The organism is Streptomyces sp. NPDC038200, assembly GCF_055600785.1.
The window spans coordinates 278,369-297,998 of record NZ_JBVJYH010000007.1; the positions used below are offsets into that span (position 1 = coordinate 278,369).

Genomic DNA, 19,630 nt, shown 5'->3' on the forward strand with positions numbered 1-19,630 from the left:
GAGGCTCTCGGCGCGCGCCGCGTGGTCCGTCGCGGTGACCGGGCTCAGCCCACGTCCGACGGGTCCAGGCGGTAGACCGTGGACCGGCTCGTGGCATCCGCGGCACTCGCCGACGAGGAGTCCGAGGACGCGTCCGACGGCTTCGAGGGCGCGGACGAGTCCGGCTTCGAGGACGACGCAGAGGACGCGTCCGACGCCGAACTGCTGCCGTACGCGCTCTCCTCCACCGCCGTCCCGTGCTTCTGCACCCACGCCGTGACCTCGGAGCTGACGCTGTCGCCCTCGCCCCCCGTGCCCCCGCCCATGCCGCCGCCGAGCTGGACGTAGTGCAGCTCGCCCTTCTTCACCAGCTCCTTCAGCCTGGCCAGGGTCATCGCCTTGTCCGTGCCCGACCAGCCCCACATGGAGATCACCGGTTCGCGGCTGTCGAGGATCAGCTGGGCCGCGCTCTGTGAACCCGACACCGCGAGCAGCCACTTCGCGCCGTCCTGGTGCTTCTCGAGATACGCGATCAGCTCGCCGCTCGCGCCGCCCGTGCCCATGCCGCCGCCCATGCGGCCGGTTCCGCCCGTGCCCCCGGGTGCCGTACCGCCCGAGGTGCCCTCGGCGCCAGGGAGTTCGCCGTTCGGGAGTTCGCCGTCCGGGGGTTCGCCGTTCGGGCCCCCGCCCGGGAAGCCACCGGCCTGCTGCCCGCCGCCGGGCAGCTCACCGCCGCCGGGCACGGTCCCGCCCGGGAAGCCGGCGCCCGCTTCGGCGTTCCCTGCGCCCGCCTCGGCGTTCCCGCCGCTCCGGCCGCCCTGCCGCGGCAGCTCTCCGCCACCGGGGAACCCGCCCCGGCCGCCACCGCCGCCCGGTCCGCCGCCGAAGCCGCCCCCCGTCGACGGGCCGGCCGTGGGGTTCGTACCGCCCATGCCGCCGCCGGAGCCCGACGGCACGGACCAGGCGTAGGCCGCCGGGCCCGCCAGCGCGGCGAGCACGGCCGCCGCCAGGGACGCGGCCAGCAGCCGTACCCGGGTGCCGGTGCGGAAGAGGAGCAGACCGGTGATCGCCGCCGCCATGACCACACCGACGGCCGGCCACAGCCAGGTGTGCCAGCCGGAGGCCCGGCGCAGCAGCACGACCGCCCACAGACCCGTCACGGCGAGGGCCGCCGGCAGCACCCAGGCCCCTCGCCGGTGCGCGCGAAAGGCCCGCCACAGCATCACGCCACCGCCGCCGCACAGCGCGGCGATGCCCGGCGCCAGAGCGGTCGTGTAGTACGGGTGCATGGTGCCCTCGGCCAGCGCGAACGTCAGGTAGTGCAGGGCCGTCCAGCCGCCCCACAGCACCAGCGCGGCCCGGGTGAGATCGGTGCGCGGTGCCCGGCCGCACAGGACCAGGCCGGCGACCAGGGCCACGGCCGAGAAGGGCAGCAGCCAGGAGATCTGGCCGCCGAGGACGTCGTTGAAGAGCCGGCCGATGCCCGCCGTGCCGGAGAAGCCGCCGCCCCCGCCCCCGCCGCCCATGTTGCCGTCGCCGCCGAGGACCCGGCCGAGGCCGTTGTAGCCCGTGATCAGGTTCCAGGCGGTGCCGTCCGCCGAGCCGCCGATGTACGGGCGCTCGGAGGCGGGCACCAGCGAGACGGCCGCCGCCCACCAGAAGCTCGACACCGCCAACGCCACGGCGGCCGCGGCCAGGTTGAGGATCCGCTTCGCGAGCGGGAGCCGGGTCGCGCACAGGTACACCGCGAAGACGGCGGGCAGCGCGATCCAGCCCTGGAGCATCTTGGTGTTGAAGGCCAGACCGAAGCAGACCGCCGAGCCGGCGAGCGGCAGCAGCCGGCCGTTCGTCACCGCGCGCAGGCCCAGGGCCGCGCCGCCGGTCATCAGCAGGACCAGCAGGGTGTCGGGGTTGTTGTCCCGGTTGATGGCGACCGTGATGGGGGTCAGCGCCAGCACCAGGGCGGCCGACGCGGCGGCCCCGTGGCCCCAGACGCGCTTCACCGTGGCGTGCAGGATCCAGATCGTGGCCAGCGCGGCCACGATCATCGGCGCCATCATCTGCCAGGTGCCGAAGCCGAAGAGACGGCAGGACAGGCCCATGACCATGAGGGCGAGCGGCGGTTTGTCGACGGTGAGGAAGTTCCCCGCGTCCAGGGAGCCGAAGAACCACGCCTTCCAGCTCTCGGTGCCGCTCAGCACGGCCGCGCTGTAGAAGCTGTTGAGGCCGGATCCGGAGAGGTTCCAGGCGTAGAGCACCGCCGCGAGCGGCAGGATCGCGAGCAGTGCGGGGAGCGACCGGCGGGGCGCCGGATCGCGTGGCGCGGCGGGGGACGGCGGCCCGGGGGCGGGCGCGGTCGTCGCGCGGGGGAGGGGATCGGTGGCAGATGTCACCAGGGCACCGTGCCGACCGGCGATGGGTGCGCGCTGTGGTCCACCTGGGCGGAGCCTGTGGGTCGGTGAGAGCCGGGTGGGGACGCCCGCCCCGGTCGGGGACCGTGAACCCCGGTCCTGCGAACACGCGTACAACTTTCGACCGCCCTGGCGAGTCCACTCAGACAGCGCACGGGTGCGCTCAACGGCGTTCAGGGGGACGCCCGTACGACGTTCAAGGGGAACTTCTCATGACTTACCGGACATCCGGCCGGGCCGGCGTGCTCGCCGCCGCCGTCAGTGCCGCGCTGCTCATACCGGCCGCCGTCGCCGCCACCCCGGCGGCAGCGGCCGCGCCCGCGGTGACCTGCACGTCCGCCAAGGCCGGCCTGGCCGCCACCCTGAAGAAGGACATCACGGCCGCCCTCGCGAACCGCAAGGGAACCGTTGCGATCGGCCTGTACGACCGCAGCACCAAGACGACCTGCACCCTGCGTGCCACCAGCGCCTACGACTCGGCCAGCACCGTCAAGGTCACCGTGCTCGCCACGCTGCTGTGGGACGCCAAGAAGCACAACCGGTATCTGACGAGCACCGAGCAGTCGCTCGCCAAGGCCATGATCACCAAGTCCGACAACGACGCGACCAGCAAGCTGTGGAAGCAGCTGGGCATGACGAAGATCAAGGGCTTCCTGTCCGCCGCCGGCATGACGAAGACTGTGCCGGGCTCGGGCGGTTACTGGGGCCTGACGCAGGAGAACGTCACCGACGAGCAGAAGCTCCTCAAGCTCGTCACCGCCAAGAACAGCGTGCTGAGCGACAACTCCCGCGCCTACATCCTCAAGCTGATGGGACAGGTCGTCTCCTCGCAGCGCTGGGGGACCCCGGCCGGCGCGCCGTCCTCCGTCGCGGTGCACGTCAAGAACGGCTGGCTGCAGCGCTCCACGCACGGCTGGCGGGTGCACAGCCTGGGCACCTTCAACGGCGCCGGGCACGACTACACGATCACCGTGCTGACGCAGGACAACAGCACCATGAACTACGGCGTGACCACCATCCAGAACGTCGCCAAGGCGATCCACAAGGACCTGGTGCCCACCACCGCCGGTGCCACCCGCTACGCCCCGACCGGCCAGCCGCGCGAGGCGTTCGTCGCGGTGCCGCCGCAGGGCTGACGGACGGCACGTCCCCGGCGGCCGCTGCCGCCGGGGACACCCCGGGCCGCGACGGCGCCGCGCCCACCCCACCGGCCGCTCGCCCCGCCCGCCGCCCGGTCCGGCCTGCGGGCCCGCGTCCCGCGGCCATCCCCCCGGTTCGCCCGAACTCCCGCCCTGCGAACATGCGTACAGCCGTCGTCCGTCCCCGGCTGCCGCGGCAGGCGAGGCGGGGGCACGTCCGACGGCGTCCAAGGAACGCCCGTACGACGTTCAAGGGGGAAGCTCTTCATGACCCATCGGATATCCGGCCGAGCCGGGGCACTCACGACCGCCCTCGCCGCCGCCCTGCTCGTCTCGGCCACCGCCGCCCTCCCGGCCGCGGCGGCACCCACGCCCACCGTCGGCTGCACGTCCGCCAAGGCGGGTCTCGCCGCCAAGCTGCAGAAGGACATCACGGCCGCTCTCGCGAACCGCAAGGGAACCGTCGCGATCGGCCTGTACGACCGCTCCACCGACACCACCTGCACGCTGAACGCCGCCACCGCCTTCGACTCGGCCAGCACCGTCAAGGTCACCGTGCTCGCCGCGCTGCTGTGGGACGCGAAGAAGAGCAACCGGTACCTGACCGACACCGAGGCCGACCTCGCCACGGCCATGATCACCCAGTCGGACAACGACGCGACCAGCAAGCTGTGGAAGCAGCTGGGCATGACGAAGATCCAGGGCTTCCTGACCGCGGCCGGGATGACGAAGACCGTGCCGGGCGCGGACGGTTACTGGGGCCTGACGCAGGAGAACGTCACCGACGAGCAGAAGCTCCTCAAGCTCGTCACCGCCAAGAACAGCGTGCTCAGTGACAACTCCCGTGCCTACATCCTGAAGTTGATGGGGCAGGTCGTCGCGGACCAGCGCTGGGGGACCCCGGCCGGTGCGCCGTCCTCCGTCGCGGTGCACGTCAAGAACGGCTGGCTGCAGCGCTCCACGCACGGCTGGCGCGTGCACAGCCTGGGCACCTTCAACGGCGCCGGGCACGACTACATGATCACCGTGCTGACGCAGGACGACAGCACCATGGAGTACGGCGTCGCCACCATCCAGAACGTCGCCGAGGCGATCCACAAGGACCTGGTGCCCACCGGTGCCGGTGCCACCCGCTACGCCCCGACCAGCCGGCCGCGCGAGGCGTTCGTCGCGGTGCCGCCGCGGGGCTGACGCTTCACGAGGCGGTCGCCCGTAGGTCACCGGCCCGTTCTACGGTGACGGCCATGCGCCTGAGAACCGTACTCGCCACCCTCACCGCCGGTCTGGCGGCGGCCACCTCGTCGGCCGCCGCCGGGCCCGCCGGTGCCCACCCGCAAGCGTCCGCGGCCTGTTCGGCCACCGTGTCGATCGACCGCTTCTCCGACGCGCTCGACAAGACGACGTACGACGGCACCTTCGTCGGCAACTTCTCCGCCCTCGCCGTGGACCGGGACGGCTCGCTCGCGGCTCTGGGGGACCGCTCGTCCCTGTTCCGTCTGGACGCCCGTACCCTCCGACCGAAGGAGGTCGTCCGGCTCGCCGACGAGAAGGGCGCCGACCTCGACTCCGAGGGCCTGGTCGTGGACGGCGACGGCACCCGGCTCGTCACCTCCGAGACCGAGCCGTCCGTCCGCCGCTACTCCCGCGACGGGACGATCCTCGACCGGCTGCCGGTGCCGTCGGCCCTCCAGGTCGCCCCGGCCGGCCGCGCCACCGCCAACCAGACCTTCGAGGGCCTGACCCTGCTGCCCGGCGGCCGCACCCTGCTGGCCTCCATGGAGTACGCGCTCGCCGGCGACACCGCCGGGACCGTCCGCTTCCAGACCTGGCGGCGGACGAGGGACGGCCACTTCCGGCTCGCCGCCCAGTACGCCTACCGCACCGACGCCGGCCTCGGCGTCCCCGAGGTCCGGGCCACCCCCGACGGCCGCCTCCTCGTCCTGGAGCGCGGCTTCACCGCGGGCGTCGGCAACACGGTCCGCCTCTACCTGGCCGACCCGCGGCACGCCACGGACACCGGCGGCATCGAGAACCTGACGGGCCAGGACGGGGTCCGGCCGATCAGCAAGACGCTCCTGGCGGACATGTCCGCCTGCCCCTCCCTGGGCGCCACGGCGAGGCAGCCCCAGCCGAACCCGCTGCTGGACAACATCGAGGGCATGACGGTCACGGGGCGTGACCGCACCGGCCGCCTGCGGGTGCTCCTGGTGAGCGACGACAACCAGAACGCGGCCCAGACGACGAGGTTCTACTACCTGCGGATACGCGCGTGAGTCCGGGGCGGCGGCCGGCCAGGGACGCGGGGAACCGCGCGCCCCGCCCCGCACGCGCCCGCGGCCGCCCCACGACGACATCCCGTCGCCATTGTTGCGGCGGGATGAAATCGCCCGCCTCGGGTGTTGGAGTCTTCCGGTAGAGCAGGCCGAAAATCTGGAGGGCACCGGCGTGGCAGCGCAACGGGGATGGGCGAAACGACTGGCGGGGTACGCCTGGCGTTACCCCAAGGACGTGATCCTCGCCCTCGGCTCCTCGCTGGCCGGCATGGCCGTGACGGCCGTCGTCCCGCTGATCACCAAGGTGATCATCGACGATGTGATCGGCGGCCACAGCCGGGCCATGGCCCCCTGGGCCGGCGCCCTCGTCGGCGCGGCCGTCCTCGTCTACGTCCTCACCTACGTCCGCCGTTTCTACGGCGGCCGGCTCGCCCTGGACGTCCAGCACGACCTGCGGACCGAGATGTACGGCACGATCACCCGGCTGGACGGCCGCCGCCAGGACGAGCTGTCCACCGGGCAGGTCGTCGGCCGGGCCACCAGCGACCTCCAGCTGATCCAGGGCCTGCTCTTCATGCTCCCGATGACCATCGGGAACGTCCTGCTCTTCCTGATGTCCCTGGTGATCATGGCGTGGCTGTCGCCGCCGCTGACGCTGGTCGCCCTGGCCGTCGCGCCCGCCCTCGGCTGGATCGCCAGGCGCAGCCGCAGCCGGCTGCACCCCGCCACCTGGTACGCCCAGGCCCAGGCCGCCGCCGTGGCCGGGGTGGTCGACGGCGCGGTGAGCGGCGTCCGCGTGGTGAAGGGCTTCGGGCAGGAGGACCAGGAGACCGGCAAGCTGCGCGAGGTCGGCCGCCGGCTCTTCGCGGGCCGCCTGCGCACGATCCGGATGAACAGCAGGTACACCCCGGCCCTCCAGGCCGTCCCGGCGCTCGGCCAGGTCGCCATGCTGGCCCTCGGCGGCTGGCTCGCCGTGCGCGGTCACATCACGCTCGGCACCTTCGTGGCCTTCTCCACCTATCTGGCCCAGCTGGTCGGCCCGGTCCGCATGCTCGCCATGGTCCTCACCGTCGGCCAGCAGGCCCGCGCCGGCACCGAGCGGGTCCTGGAGCTGATCGACACCGAGCCGACCCTGAAGGACGGCACCAAGGAGCTGTCCGCCGACGCGCCCGTGACGGTCGAGTTCGACGACGTGTCCTTCGCCTACGACCGCGCCCCCGGCGGAAGCGGCCCCGTCCTCGAAGGGCTCAGCTTCGAGATCCGGCCCGGCGAGACCCTCGCCGTCGTCGGTTCCTCCGGCTCCGGCAAGTCCACCCTCGCCCTGCTCCTGCCGCGCTTCTACGATGTCACCCACGGCGCCGTCCTGATCGGCGGCCACGACGTGCGCGAGCTGACCCTGGAGTCGCTGCGGGCCGCGATCGGCCTGGTCCCGGAAGATTCGTTTCTCTTCTCCGACACCATCCGCGGCAACATCGCCTACGGCCGCCCGGACGCCACACAGGAGGAGATCGAGGCCGCTGCCCGCGCCGCCCAGGCGGACCGTTTCATCAGCGAGCTGCCCGAGGGCTACGACACCAAGGTCGGCGAGCAGGGCCTCACCCTCTCCGGCGGCCAGCGCCAGCGCGTCGCGCTCGCCCGCGCCCTGCTCACCGACCCCCGCCTGCTGGTGCTGGACGACGCCACCTCGGCCGTGGACGCCCGCGTCGAGCACGAGATCCACGAGGCCCTCAAGCAGGTGATGCGGGGCCGCACCACCCTGCTCATCGCCCACCGCCGCTCCACCCTGAACCTCGCCGACCGCATCGCCGTGCTGGACGGCGGCCGGCTCGCCGACCTCGGCACCCACGAGGAACTCCAGGAGCGCTCCGCCCTCTACCGCCGGCTGCTCACCGACCCGGACGAGCTGGGCGGGGTCTCCCCGGGGCGCGCCCTGCCGGCCGAGCCGCGCGAGGACACCTCCGTCCGCGAGGAACTGGACGCGGAGTTCGACGCCGAGCGGGGCGTGACCCCCAGGCTGTGGACCGGCGACCGCGCACCCAAGGAGCCGACGCTCGCCGGCACCCCGGCCACCCCGGAACTCCTCGCCCAGGTAGAGGCGCTGCCCCCGGCCACCGACACCCCGGACGTCGACGAGGGCCGGGCGGTCCTGCCCGAGGACTCCTACGGCCTGCGCCGGCTGCTGCGCGGCTTCGGGCCGCCCCTCCTCGTCAGCCTGCTGCTGGTCGCCGTGGACGCGGGCAGTGGCCTGCTGCTGCCGGTGCTGATCCGGCACGGCATCGACTCCGGCGTCACCCGGATGGCGGTCGGCGCGGTGTGGGCGGCCTCCCTGCTCGCCCTGCTCACCGTGCTGGTGCAGTGGGCCGCGCAGATCGGCGAGACCCGGATGACCGGCCGTACCGGCGAACGCGTGCTGTACACGCTGCGGCTGAAGATCTTCGCCCAGCTCCAGCGGCTCGGCCTGGACTACTACGAGCGCGAGCTGACCGGGCGGATCATGACCCGGATGACGACGGACGTCGACGCCCTCTCCACCTTCCTGCAGACCGGCCTCGTCACGGCGTTCGTCTCGGTCGTCACCTTCTTCGGCATCATGGTCGCCCTACTGGTGCTGGACGTGCAGCTCGCCCTGGTCGTCTTCGTCACCCTGCCGCCGCTGGTGGTGGCCACCTTCTTCTTCCGCCGGGCGAGCGTGAAGGCGTACGAACTCGCCCGTGAGCGGGTCTCGGCGGTGAACGCCGACCTCCAGGAGACCGTGGCCGGGCTGCGGATCGTGCAGGCCTTCCGGCGGGAGCGGGACGGCGGGCGGCGGTTCGCCGAGCGCAGCGACGGCTACCGCAGCGCCCGCATCCGCGGCCAGCGGCTGATATCCGTCTACTTCCCGTTCGTGCAGCTGCTGTCCTCGGTCGCCGCGGCGGCCGTGCTGATCGCGGGCGCGGGCCGGGTGCAGGCGGCCACGCTGACGACCGGCGCCCTGGTGGCCTACCTGCTCTACATCGACCTGTTCTTCGCACCCGTCCAGCAGCTCTCCCAGGTCTTCGACGGCTACCAGCAGGCCACGGTCTCGCTGGGCCGCATCCAGGAGCTGCTGCGCGAGCCGACGTCCACGAAGTCCGCCGACGCGCCCCTGGAGGTCCTCTCCCTGCGGGGCGACATCTCCTTCGAGGGCGTGCACTTCGCCTACACCGGCGAGGAGGAGGCGCTGTCCGGCGTCGACCTGCGGATCCCGCGGGGGCAGACGGTCGCCTTCGTGGGCGAGACGGGCGCCGGCAAGTCGACCCTCGTCAAGCTGGTGGCGCGGTTCTACGACCCGACGGCCGGGCGGGTCGCGGTCGACGGCACGGATCTGCGCGGCCTGGACCTGACCTCGTACCGGCACCGGCTCGGGGTCGTGCCGCAGGAGGCGTACCTCTTCCCGGGCACGGTCCGCGACGCCATCGCCTACGGCCGCCCCGACGCCACCGACGCCGAGGTGGAGGCGGCGGCCCGCGCGGTGGGCGCGCACGAGATGATCGCCCGGCTCACGGGCGGCTATCTGCACGAGGTCGCCGAACGCGGCCGGAACCTCTCGGCCGGCCAGCGCCAGCTGATCGCCCTCGCCCGCGCCGAACTGGTCGACCCGGACATCCTGCTCCTGGACGAGGCCACGGCCGCCCTGGACCTGGCCACCGAGGCACAGGTCAACCAGGCCACCGACCGGCTGGCCGGCCGCCGCACCACCCTGGTGGTGGCCCACCGGCTCACCACCGCGGCCCGCGCCGACCGGGTGGTGGTGATGGACCGCGGCCGGGTCGCCGAGGACGGCACCCACGAGGAACTGCTGGCCCGCGGCGGCCGGTACGCCGCGCTGTGGCGGACCTTCGTCGGCCGGTCCGAGCCGGAGGAGCCGGTCGGCGTGCCCCGCTGAGCGGCCCCGGCCGCGCCCGCGCCCGGACCCGGCCGACGCGTGCCGCTGACGGTCGTGCAACCATCCGGCACATCCGTGCGTCCGTACATCAGTACGGACGCGGGGGAGTGTGACCGGGTTACGGGGAGGACGACAGTGGACAGTGGTGCGATACGCCGGCGACTGGCTCTCGGTGCGGCCGTGCTGGCCGCGTCCGGAGCGCTCGCGTTCACGGCGACGGGGACCGCCCAGGCCGCGTCGGCCGACGGCTGCGCCGGACGCGAGGTGCGGACCCTGCCGTTCAGAACCGGCGTCACCCACGTCTACAAGTCCAACGGCTACGTCTGCGCGGTCACCGTCGCCAAGCACCCCGGCCCCGCGCAGACCATGTCGGTCAGCGTGCAGGCCCGCGGCAACCGGCCGGTCGTCGACAAGGGCCGCTACAGGCACCACGCCGGTCCCGTGACCGTGCACGTCGGCCACCGCTGCGTCTGGATCAAGGGCGCGGTGGGCCGCCATGCGGTCAGCTCCGGCTGGATCATGTGCTGAGCCCACGGGCCGTCATGTGCCGAACCCACGGCCGGATCCCTCCCCGGCTGATGGGGAGCGCTCAATACCCCCTGGTGTGACGGCAGTTGCTGGGATAGCTTCCGGCGCACATCTGTCTCACAGGGGAGAGTGCGCATGCGCAAGGCGCTCAGATGGCTGCTCGCGCTCACGGTGTTCATAGGCACCCTGAGCACGGCGGCCGGCGCGGCCACCGCCGCCGAGTCCGGGCCCACCGACATCAAGGACCGGCTCCTGTCGATACCCGGCATGAGCCTCGTCGAGGAGAAGCCGTACCCCGGCTACCGCTACTTCGTCCTGAACTACACCCAGCCGGTCGACCACCACCACCCCGGCCGGGGCACCTTCCAGCAGCGGATCACCGTACTGCACAAGGACACCAGCCGCCCGACGGTCTTCTACACCAGCGGCTACAACGTCTCCACCACCCCCTCGCGCCGCGAGCCCACCCAGATCGTGGACGGCAACCAGGTCTCCCTGGAGTACCGCTTCTTCACCCCGTCCCGTCCCGACCCGGCCGACTGGTCCAAGCTCGACATCTGGCAGGCGGCCAGCGACCAGCACCGCGTGTACCGGGCGCTGAAGCGGATCTACTCCGCCAACTGGCTGGCCACCGGCGGCTCCAAGGGCGGCATGACGGCCACCTACTACGAGCGCTTCTATCCGCGGGACATGGCCGGTGTCGTCGCCTACGTCGCCCCCAACGACGTCGTCAACGACGAGGACTCGGCCTACGACCGCTTCTTCGCCCGTGTCGGCACCGAGGAGTGCCGCGACCGGCTCGGCGCCGTCCAGCGGGAGGCACTGGTGCGCCGCGAGCCGCTGGAGCAGAGGTACGCGCGGTACGCCGCCGAGAACGGCTACACCTTCGACACCATCGGCGGCCTGGACAAGGCGTACGAGGCGGTCGTCCTGGACTACGTCTGGGGCTTCTGGCAGTACAGCCTGCTGAAGGACTGCGCCACGATCCCGGCGCACGCGGCCACCGCGAGCGACGACGAGATCTGGAAGTCGGTCGACACCATCTCCGGCTTCTCCGCCTACACCGACCAGGGCCTCGCCCCGTACACGCCGTACTACTACCAGGCCGGCACCCAGCTCGGGGCGCCGACCATCCACTTCCCGCACATCGAGAAGCACCTGATCCGCTACGGCTACCAGCCGCCGCGCAACTTCGTGCCCCGCTCCATCCCGATGCGCTTCCAGCCGCGGGCGATGCGGGACGTGGACACCTGGGTCCGGCACCACGCCACCCACATGCTCTTCGTCTACGGCCAGAACGACCCCTGGGGTTCGGAACGCTTCCGGCTCGGCGCGGGCGCCCGTGACTCCTACGTCTTCACCGCGCCCGGCCTGAACCACGGTGCGAACGTCGCGGGACTGGTCCCGGACCAGAAGTCCCTCGCCACGGCCCGCATCCTGACGTGGGCGGGCGTCTCCCCGGCCGCCGTCGCCCAGGCCAGGCCGCTGGCCGCGTACGACGCCGGGCTGGACGGCCGGGACGTGGAGCGGGAGCCCGCGCTGCGGCCCTGAGCGGGCCCCGCGCTAGTACGTCAGCCCGTGCCCGATCGGGTACAGCACCTGCGTGGGATCGTCCGCCCGCTGCACCGGGACCGGCAGCTTCCCGCGCGGTGCGACCCGGCCGGCGATCACCCGTGCGGCGGCGCGCAGTTCGACGTCCGTCCAGCAGTACGTGGCCAGGACGGCCTTGGCGGACGGGAACTGCGCGACGTCGTACGGGTTGCGGACGGCCACCACGGCCAGCGGCCTGCCCGTCGCCAGCAGGCGGTCCACCAGGGTCCGCTGGCTGTTGCCCGCCGTCACGTTGTAGGTGGCGACCACCACCGCGTTCGCGTCCCGCGCGGCCGCGACCGCCTTGTCGATGGCCGCGGCGGAGGGCGCGGTCCCGGTGGACAGGGCCGTGGCGGTGAAGCCCAGTTCGGTGAGCGCGGCGGCCAGCACACCGGTGGAGGGGCCGGTGGTGCCGGAGGGCGAGGCGGGATCGGCGCCGACCACCAGGATCCTGCGGTCGCTGTAGCGGTCGAAGGGCAGCACGCCGTCCTCGTTGACCAGCAGGGTGGTGGTGCGTTCGGCGATACGGTCGGCGGTGGCCAGGTGGGCCTTGGTGCCCACCGCGCGGACGGTGCCCGACCGGCTCGCCCAGGGCCGGTCGAAGAGACCGCGCCGGGCCTTCAGACGCAGGATGCGCAGGATCGATTCGTCCAGCCGGGCCTCCGTCAGCTCGCCGTCCTGGACCGCCTTCAGCACCGCGTTCCAGGCCACGTCCAGCGCGGGCGGGTTGAGCAGCTGGTCGACGCCGGCCTTGAGGGCGAGCACCGGCACCCGGTCGTCGCCGTACTTCGTGCGCACGCCCTGCATGCCGAGCGAGTCGGTGATCACGACCCCGTCGTAGCCGAGTTCGCCGCGCAGGATGCCGGTGAGGATCGGCTCGGACAGGGTGGCCGGGTCGCCGGAGCCGTCCAGAGCCGGGAACTGGATGTGCGCGGTCATGATCGAGTCGATGCCCGCCCGGATCGCGGCGCGGAACGGCACCGCGTCCAGCTCCTCCCACAGCTCCCGGCTGTGGGTGATGACCGGGAAGCCGTAGTGGCTGTCGACGGCGGTGTCCCCGTGGCCGGGGAAGTGCTTGGCCGTCGCCGCCACACCGGCCGCCTGATACCCCCTCACCTCGGCGGCCACCAGACCGGCCACCGCGTCCGGGTCGGCGCCGAAGGAGCGGACACCGATCACCGGGTTGGCCGGGTTGACGTTCACGTCGGCGTCGGGGGAGTAGTCCTGGTTGATGCCCATCGCGCGCAGCTCGGCGCCGGAGATCCGGCCGAGCGTCCGCGCGTCGGCACGGGAGCCGCCCGCGCCGATCGCCATCGCGCCGGGGAAGAGGGTGGCGGGCTTGCCGATCCGGCACACCGCGCCGTGCTCCTGGTCGGTGGCGATGAGCACCGGCAGGCCGCGCGGCTGGTCCAGTGAGGCCCGCTGGATGCCGTTGGACAGATCGGCGATCTGGCGCGGGTCGCGGGTGTTGTGCGCCCACGTGAAGTAGATGATGCCGCCGACCCGGTACTTCGCGATCAGCTCGGCGGCGGTGCGGACGCCGATCTCCTTCAGGTTGGCGTCGATGTCCGCCTGGTCGGGTGCGGTGGCGGAGTGGCCGTAGACCCGCATCACGAAGAGCTGGCCCACCTTCTCCTCCAGCGTCATGCGGGAGATCAGGGCGCGCAGCCGGCGTTCGTCGGGGGCGGCGTGGGCGGTCGTCGGTACGGACAGCGCGGCGGTGACGCCCGCGGTCGCGGCGAGGACGGCGCGTCTGGACGGCCGTGCGGTGTGTCCCGTGCTTCCCGTGCCGGTGTCGCTTCCCGTGCTGGTGTGGTGCACGTGCGCTCCTTCCAGAGGAGAACCGCTGAAGGAAACTTCCGAGGAGTCACCAATATCCGGGAAGTTTCTTTCCGTCAAGGGAATGCACAGTAACCAGGAAGGGGCCGCCGACCGCGCATTCAAGGGGGCGCGTCCAGCCTCCGGACGTCCCGGACCACGGCTCGGACGAACGGTCATCATGCGGTCATGCCCGTAGTCGACATCCCCGGTTCCAAGTCCCTCACCGCCCGCGCGCTCTTTCTCGCCGCCGCGGCCGACGGGGTCAGCACCCTCGTACGCCCCCTGCACTCCGACGACACCGAGGGCTTCGCCGAGGGACTGACCCGGCTCGGCTACCGGGTCGGCCGCACCCCGGACGCCTGGCGGATCGACGGCCGCCCGCAGGGGCCGGCCCACGCCGAGGCCGACGTCTTCTGCCGCGACGGCGCCACCACCGCCCGCTTCCTGCCCACCCTGGCCGCCGCCGGCCACGGCACCTATCGCTTCGACGCCTCCCCGCAGATGCGCCGCCGCCCCCTCGGCCCGCTCACCCGCGCCCTGCGCGACCTCGGCGTCGACCTGCGGCACGAGGCGGCCGAGGGGCATCATCCGCTCACCGTGCACGCGTCCGGCGTCGAGGGCGGCGAGGTCGTGCTGGACGCCGGCGAGTCCTCCCAGTACCTGACCGCGCTGCTGCTGCTCGGCCCGCTGACCCGCACCGGCCTGAGGATCCGGGTGACCGACCTGGTGTCGGCGCCCTACGTGGAGATCACCCTCGCCATGATGCGCGCGTTCGGCGTGGACGTCGCCCGGGACGGCGCGGTGTACGACGTCCCGCCCGGCGGCTACCGGGCCACCACCTACGCGATCGAGCCGGACGCCTCCACCGCGAGCTACTTCTTCGCCGCGGCGGCCGTCACCCCGGGCCGCGAGATCACCGTGCCCGGTCTCGGCGCGGGCGCGCTCCAGGGTGACCTGCGCTTCGTGGAGGTGCTGCGGCGGATGGGCGCCGAGGTGACCGTCGCCGAGGACCGCACCACCGTACGCGGCACGGGCGAGCTGCGCGGGCTCACGGTGAACATGCGGGACATCTCCGACACCATGCCGACCCTGGCCGCGATCGCGCCGTTCGCCTCCGGACCGGTCCGCATCGAGGACGTCGGCAACACCCGGGTGAAGGAGTGCGACCGGCTGGAGGCCGGCGCGGACAACCTCCGGCGGCTCGGCGTGGACGTCGCCACCGGCCCCGACTGGATCGAGATCCGGCCCGGCACCCCCGCGCCCGGCGTCGAGATCAAGTCCTTCGGCGACCACCGCATCGTGATGTCCTTCGCCGTCACCGCCCTGCGCACGCCCGGGCTGACCTACGACGACCCCGGCTGTGTGCGCAAGACGTTCCCCGGTTTCCACGAGGCGTTCGCCACGCTGCCCGCCGCCGGCTGACGTCCGCTGTCCGAGACGGGCACTGGACCGGAGGGCGGGGTGCCGGACAGGATCACCGGCATGACCACACGCTCGTACCTCGTGCTGCACGGCTGGCAGAACCACCGCCCGCAGGGGCACTGGCAGCGCTGGCTCGCCGACCGCCTGACCGCCCTCGGGCACCAGGTCGGCTACCCGCAGCTGCCCGACGCGGACGACCCGGACCTGGAGGTCTGGCTGGGTGAACTCGGCCGTCATCTGGCGGAGTTGGACGGTACGGGGGAGCGGGTGGTGGTGGCGCACAGCCTGTCCGCCGTGCTGTGGCTGCACGCCGCCGCCCGCGGCATGCAGCAGCAGCGGTACGCCGACCGGGTACTGCTCGTCGCCCCGCCGTCCGGTTCCGTCCTCGCCCGGTACCCGGAGGTGGCCGCCTTCGTCCCGCCCGCTCCGGACTTCGCCCTGCCCGGACCGGCCCGGCTGGTCGCCGGCGACGACGATCCGTACTGCCCCGAGGGCGCCGACACGCTCTTCGCCGAGCCGTTCGGCATCCCCGCGGACATCCTGCCCGGCGCCGCCCACCTCGATCTGGACGCGGGCTACGGATCCTGGCCGGCCGTCCTCGACTGGTGCCTCGGGGAGTCCGTGCCGCTCACGGTACGGCCGGCCCCCTAGCGGGGCCGCCCGCTCACCGGGACGGCGAACTCCCGCCCCCACCGGCGGGATCGGGGTCCGGAGCGCGGGCGCGGCCACCGGCGCCGAGGACTCCCGTCCGCGACGACCGCCGTCAACTCGACGCGGCGCATGCCCGTTCAGTGGGAGGAGACGGCCGTGGCGCGATCGCTTCACCGTTCGAGGCGTCACACGTCCCGCTGAAAAGGCGGCGACACAGCGACCACCGCTCGCGCACGGCTCCCCCTTGATCAAGCTGGTGTCTTCTGCGAAGGAGACGCCACCGTGCGAATTTCTGACATTCAGCGCTGCGAGGTCCGGCCCGGACGGCTCGTCGAGTGGACGTTCAGTCCGGCGACCATCGCGGCCGCGGCAGTGCTGCCGCCGGATCCGCGGCCACCGGCGTACATCCAGGAGTCGCACATCAGAACGGCGCGGTCGGTGCGCGAGGACGGCCTTTTCGTCCCCACCTGGCTCGGCACGGCGTTCGACCTGCCGGGACAGGCCGACCTCGACGCGCTGGAACGGGCCTTGCGCGACTGGACGTTGCGTCACGAGACGCTGCGCAGCGGCTTCCGGTGGGCCGGTGACGACATGCACCGGTTCACGCTCGACGACGCGGACGTGTCGCTGCACCGCGAGGTGGTCGGCCACTTCACCGACGCGGAGGCGCTGACCCGGTACCTGCAGGACCGATTCGACGTCGCGGCGGACGCGCTCGACTGGCCGAACCTCATCTTCGCGGCGGTCGTCCGCGACGACTCCACCAGCGTGTACATGGCCTTCGACCACACCAACGTCGACGCCTACTCCGTCCACCGCATCCCGCACGAGATCCACGAGCTGTACACGGCGGGCGTCACGGGGCGGCCCGCCCTCGGCACGCCCGTGGGAAGTTACGTCGACTTCTGCGAACAGGAGCGGGCGAACGCGGACGGGATCGACGACACGCACGCGATCGTCCAGCGCTGGCGGGAGTTCATCGGCCGCTGCGGCGGAAGGCTCCCGGAGTTCCCCGTCGACCTCGGGCTGCGGCCCGGTGACGCGCTGCCCGCCCAGAAGCTGATGTGCGAACCGCTTCTCGGCGCGGACGAGGCCGCCGCGTTCGACGCGTACTGCCGGCCCTACGGCGGCAGCCTGGTGGGCGTCCTGGCCGCGACCAGTCTGATCGTCCACGAGATCGGCGGGCAGCCCTGCTACCGCACGGTCGTGCCGTTCCACACGCGGCTGAAGTCCGCGTGGTCGGACTCGGTGGGCTGGTACGTCGGCGGCGCGCCCATCGAGGTGCCCGCGGCGCGGGACTTCGACGACGCGCTCGCCACGGTCCGCGCCGAGTTGCGGGCCAACCGGTCGCTGGCGCGCATCCCGCTGGCCCGTGTACTGCGGCTGCTCGGCGCGGACTTCCGCCCGACCTCACCCGATATGTACTCGATCGTCTCGTATGTTGATGCCCGCCCCATCCCCGGCGCCGACCACTGGACCGAGCAGAAGGCCTATGGGCTGATCCGGGTGTCGTACGGCGACCAGGTGTGCGTCTGGGTCAACCGGCTGCACGAAGGGCTGTGGTTGGCCTGCCGCTACCCGGACACCGATGCCGCCTACGACAACGTGCGGCGGTACGTCGAGGGGCTGCGGGAGCTGATCGCCTCCGCGCCCGCACGCAACCGTCTCCGGCTCGCGGAACCGGCCTTCTCCTGACACAACTTTCCCTCGCCTCACTCGGGTTGGTGCCCGCGCCGCGCTGTGCCCGACGTGCGGCCCGTGCGCCGTGACGGTTCCCGCGGACGGCAACCGCCGCCCGTGCCACATCAGTTGCCGCCTCCCGGCGACTTCCCGGCGGCACGCGCCCCTCGGGACACGGGCGGACCGTGTGGAACGCCCCTCTCGCTACTGCTAGTGTCTGTTCGGTCACGCTAGGCAATCAATCTATGAACAAGCACAGAACCGAGGGCTTCATGCGCAAGCTTCAGAAGGTCGTGATCGCGGCAGTGGCGGCGGCCGGCGGCCTGTCGGCCATCGGCGCCGGCACCGCCACCGCCGACACCGCCGGGGGTGGGCAGCTGGTGACCGACCTCTACCGCCCCTACCAGGAGTGCAGTCCGCAGACGGTCTCCGAGAACGACATCCCGATCGCCGTGCTCGGCCTCGCCGACGCCATGGACACCACCTGCGGTCAGTACAACAACGCCTTCACCGGCTGAACTCGGCGGCGTCACATCGCGCGACGCCCGGCGCGGGACCCTTCGGCACCCCGAAGGGTCCCGTCCCCCCCGGCCGGACGCCTGAGTGTCGAAGACACCCGTTCAAAGGAAATGCGCGTCACATGTTCAACATGAAGAAGATCGTGGCCGTCTCGGGGCTCGTCGGCGGCCTCGCCGTCGCCTGCGCCGGCATCGCCCAGGCGCAGGTCGGCCGGGATCCGGGCACCTGCACCCGCGACCTCCTGGGCAGCATCAGCTGCTCGCAGCACATCAAGGGCCAGGTCTCCGAGGGCGGCGCCATCCCCCATCAGGAGAACTGTGTGCCGGTGCAGCCCTTGACGCTGCCCGCCGCCCTGGGCAACGGGCGGATGCGGCTCGGGCCCGAGGTGACCTGCAACCCCTCCACGCAGGGAGTGCCCGCGGACGTCGTCACGCAGGGCGTGCCCATCGGGGCCGACGACGACAGGGAGCCGTCCGGTCTGCCGCGCTGAGTCCGGAGCCCCACCCCTCCGTCCGGCGCCGCACGATCTCCTCTACTACATATGAGGGGCTGGCGCGACATGTGGGGCGTAGATCCTGAATCACTACGAAACGTATGTATAAGCTCACGTTGAGTAGTCGAGCCCGGGCGTCCTGCCCGGATGAGAAAGGGTCAACCATGCGTAAGTTTCAGCGCGCTGCAGTCGTAGCGGCCGCGATTGCCGGCCTGTCCGCCTTTGCTGCCGGTGTCAGCGTCGCCGACGGCTACGAGGGCGCTCCGCCGGTCACCGCCACGGCCAACGCCAACGCCGTGGCCGTCGGCGGCGGTTACTACGCCCAGCCGCAGGGTCCGGAGGAGCAGCAGCAGGGCCAGCCGGAGGAGCAGAGGAACCAGGAGCCCGAGCAGGGGTACGGCGAGCACCAGGGTGAACACCAGGGTGAAGGCGAGTAAGACCTGCCGAGGACTCGTCCTCTCGGCGCCACCGCGGGTCGCGTCGATCTGTGACACCCGTGGCGGAGGCAGCCCGGACGCGCGGTCCCCCAGGGAGCGCGTCCGGGCTGCGGCCATCCCGCCCTCACGCGCACCTGACGGAGCGTCAAAGGGCGGGATGTTCTGTTTCCATCTTTCAGGGCCCGAGCGCATGCCGGTCGACGGCGAGCGCCCGGGCCTCCGTCGTAAAGGAACACGGCACATGTTCAGTTCGCAGAGAATCGCCACCGTCTCGGGGCTCGTCGGCAGTCTTGCCGCGATCTGCCTCGGCGCCGGACACGCGTACGCAGAGGGAGGCCCGGCCGACTGCAAGACCACCGCACAGGGGGACGTCGTCTGCATCCGCAAGACGGAGACGCGCATCGACAAGGACGGTACGCACGTCCTCAAGCAGGAACAGGACTGCTCGACGGTCGACCGGCCGCCCGTGGTGTTCTCGGACGACCAGCTGACGGACGGCGGCTCCGCCAGTGTCGGACCGGTCATGGACTGCTCCAACACGGCCGAACTGCCCAAGGGCTTCAAGAAGCCGCACATCCGGTACTGAGCGCCTACGGCGGAATGCCGGGCCGGGAGTCGCTCCCGGCCCGGCATATCCGTGTTCCGGCGGACGAGCCGTTCTCGCGCGAAACGCGGCGGTGGGGGGGGGGGGTTTTTGTGGGGCACCCCCTTTTTTTTTTTTTTTCTTTCCCCCCCTCCTTTTTTTCTTCCTGTTTGGGTCCCGCTACTTTCCTTTTTCTTCCC

15 protein-coding genes are annotated in these 19,630 nt (G+C 72.2%); 13 read left to right on the forward strand and 2 right to left on the reverse strand.

What is annotated here, in order from left to right:
- Positions 1-44: 44 nt before the first annotated feature.
- Complete coding sequence (locus ACZ7KF_RS17830; RefSeq protein WP_471075169.1) at positions 45-2,372, reverse strand: ArnT family glycosyltransferase; 2,328 nt, start codon at positions 2,370-2,372, stop codon at positions 45-47.
- 230 nt (positions 2,373-2,602) lie between these two features.
- Here ACZ7KF_RS17830 and ACZ7KF_RS17835 point away from each other — a divergent pair, with 230 nt between their 5' ends.
- The 6 genes from ACZ7KF_RS17835 (at position 2,603) to ACZ7KF_RS17860 (ending at position 11,785) form a co-directional block, all read left to right on the forward strand.
- Positions 2,603-3,526, forward strand: a complete 924-nt coding sequence (locus ACZ7KF_RS17835; protein ID WP_471075172.1) for a serine hydrolase — start codon at positions 2,603-2,605, stop codon at positions 3,524-3,526.
- A gap of 270 nt (positions 3,527-3,796) precedes the next feature.
- Positions 3,797-4,720, forward strand: a complete 924-nt coding sequence (locus tag ACZ7KF_RS17840; protein WP_471075175.1) for a serine hydrolase — start codon at positions 3,797-3,799, stop codon at positions 4,718-4,720.
- Positions 4,721-4,773: 53 nt separating this feature from the next.
- Positions 4,774-5,802: an esterase-like activity of phytase family protein gene (locus ACZ7KF_RS17845; RefSeq protein ID WP_471075178.1), complete on the forward strand. Its 1,029-nt coding sequence runs from the start codon at positions 4,774-4,776 to the stop codon at positions 5,800-5,802.
- Positions 5,803-5,974: 172 nt separating this feature from the next.
- On the forward strand, positions 5,975-9,706 hold the full coding sequence (locus tag ACZ7KF_RS17850) for an ABC transporter ATP-binding protein (RefSeq protein WP_471075181.1): 3,732 nt from the start codon (positions 5,975-5,977) through the stop codon (positions 9,704-9,706).
- A 135-nt stretch (positions 9,707-9,841) separates the two neighbouring features.
- Positions 9,842-10,234, forward strand: coding sequence for a hypothetical protein (locus ACZ7KF_RS17855; RefSeq protein ID WP_471075184.1), 393 nt, complete (start codon positions 9,842-9,844; stop codon positions 10,232-10,234).
- Positions 10,235-10,369: 135 nt separating this feature from the next.
- Positions 10,370-11,785 carry a S28 family serine protease gene (locus ACZ7KF_RS17860; RefSeq protein ID WP_471075187.1) on the forward strand — a complete coding sequence of 472 codons (1,416 nt, stop codon included), beginning with the start codon at positions 10,370-10,372 and terminating at the stop codon, positions 11,783-11,785.
- A gap of 12 nt (positions 11,786-11,797) precedes the next feature.
- On the opposite strand, the gene ACZ7KF_RS17865 is transcribed toward ACZ7KF_RS17860, so the two are convergent.
- Entirely contained in the window at positions 11,798-13,645 is a 1,848-nt protein-coding gene (locus ACZ7KF_RS17865) for a glycoside hydrolase family 3 protein (RefSeq protein WP_471075190.1), read from the reverse strand.
- Positions 13,646-13,831: 186 nt separating this feature from the next.
- Between ACZ7KF_RS17865 and aroA the strand changes: the two genes are divergently transcribed.
- The 7 genes from aroA to ACZ7KF_RS17900 all read left to right on the forward strand — a co-directional run bounded on the left by aroA (position 13,832) and on the right by ACZ7KF_RS17900 (position 19,433).
- On the forward strand, positions 13,832-15,067 hold the full coding sequence (gene aroA / locus ACZ7KF_RS17870) for a 3-phosphoshikimate 1-carboxyvinyltransferase (protein WP_471075193.1): 1,236 nt from the start codon (positions 13,832-13,834) through the stop codon (positions 15,065-15,067).
- Positions 15,068-15,127: 60 nt separating this feature from the next.
- Complete coding sequence (locus ACZ7KF_RS17875; protein WP_471075196.1) at positions 15,128-15,718, forward strand: RBBP9/YdeN family alpha/beta hydrolase; 591 nt, start codon at positions 15,128-15,130, stop codon at positions 15,716-15,718.
- A gap of 282 nt (positions 15,719-16,000) precedes the next feature.
- A complete protein-coding gene (locus ACZ7KF_RS17880; protein ID WP_471075199.1) occupies positions 16,001-17,413 on the forward strand; it encodes a condensation domain-containing protein in 1,413 nt (470 codons plus the stop codon).
- A 230-nt stretch (positions 17,414-17,643) separates the two neighbouring features.
- Positions 17,644-17,916 (forward strand): hypothetical protein, encoded by a 273-nt coding sequence (locus tag ACZ7KF_RS17885; protein ID WP_471075202.1) that lies wholly within the window; start codon positions 17,644-17,646, stop codon positions 17,914-17,916.
- A 122-nt stretch (positions 17,917-18,038) separates the two neighbouring features.
- Positions 18,039-18,407 (forward strand): hypothetical protein, encoded by a 369-nt coding sequence (locus ACZ7KF_RS17890; RefSeq protein ID WP_471075205.1) that lies wholly within the window; start codon positions 18,039-18,041, stop codon positions 18,405-18,407.
- Positions 18,408-18,574: 167 nt separating this feature from the next.
- Positions 18,575-18,847, forward strand: coding sequence for a hypothetical protein (locus ACZ7KF_RS17895; protein WP_471075208.1), 273 nt, complete (start codon positions 18,575-18,577; stop codon positions 18,845-18,847).
- A gap of 241 nt (positions 18,848-19,088) precedes the next feature.
- Entirely contained in the window at positions 19,089-19,433 is a 345-nt protein-coding gene (locus tag ACZ7KF_RS17900; RefSeq protein WP_471075211.1) for a hypothetical protein, read from the forward strand.
- Positions 19,434-19,630: the final 197 nt, after the last annotated feature.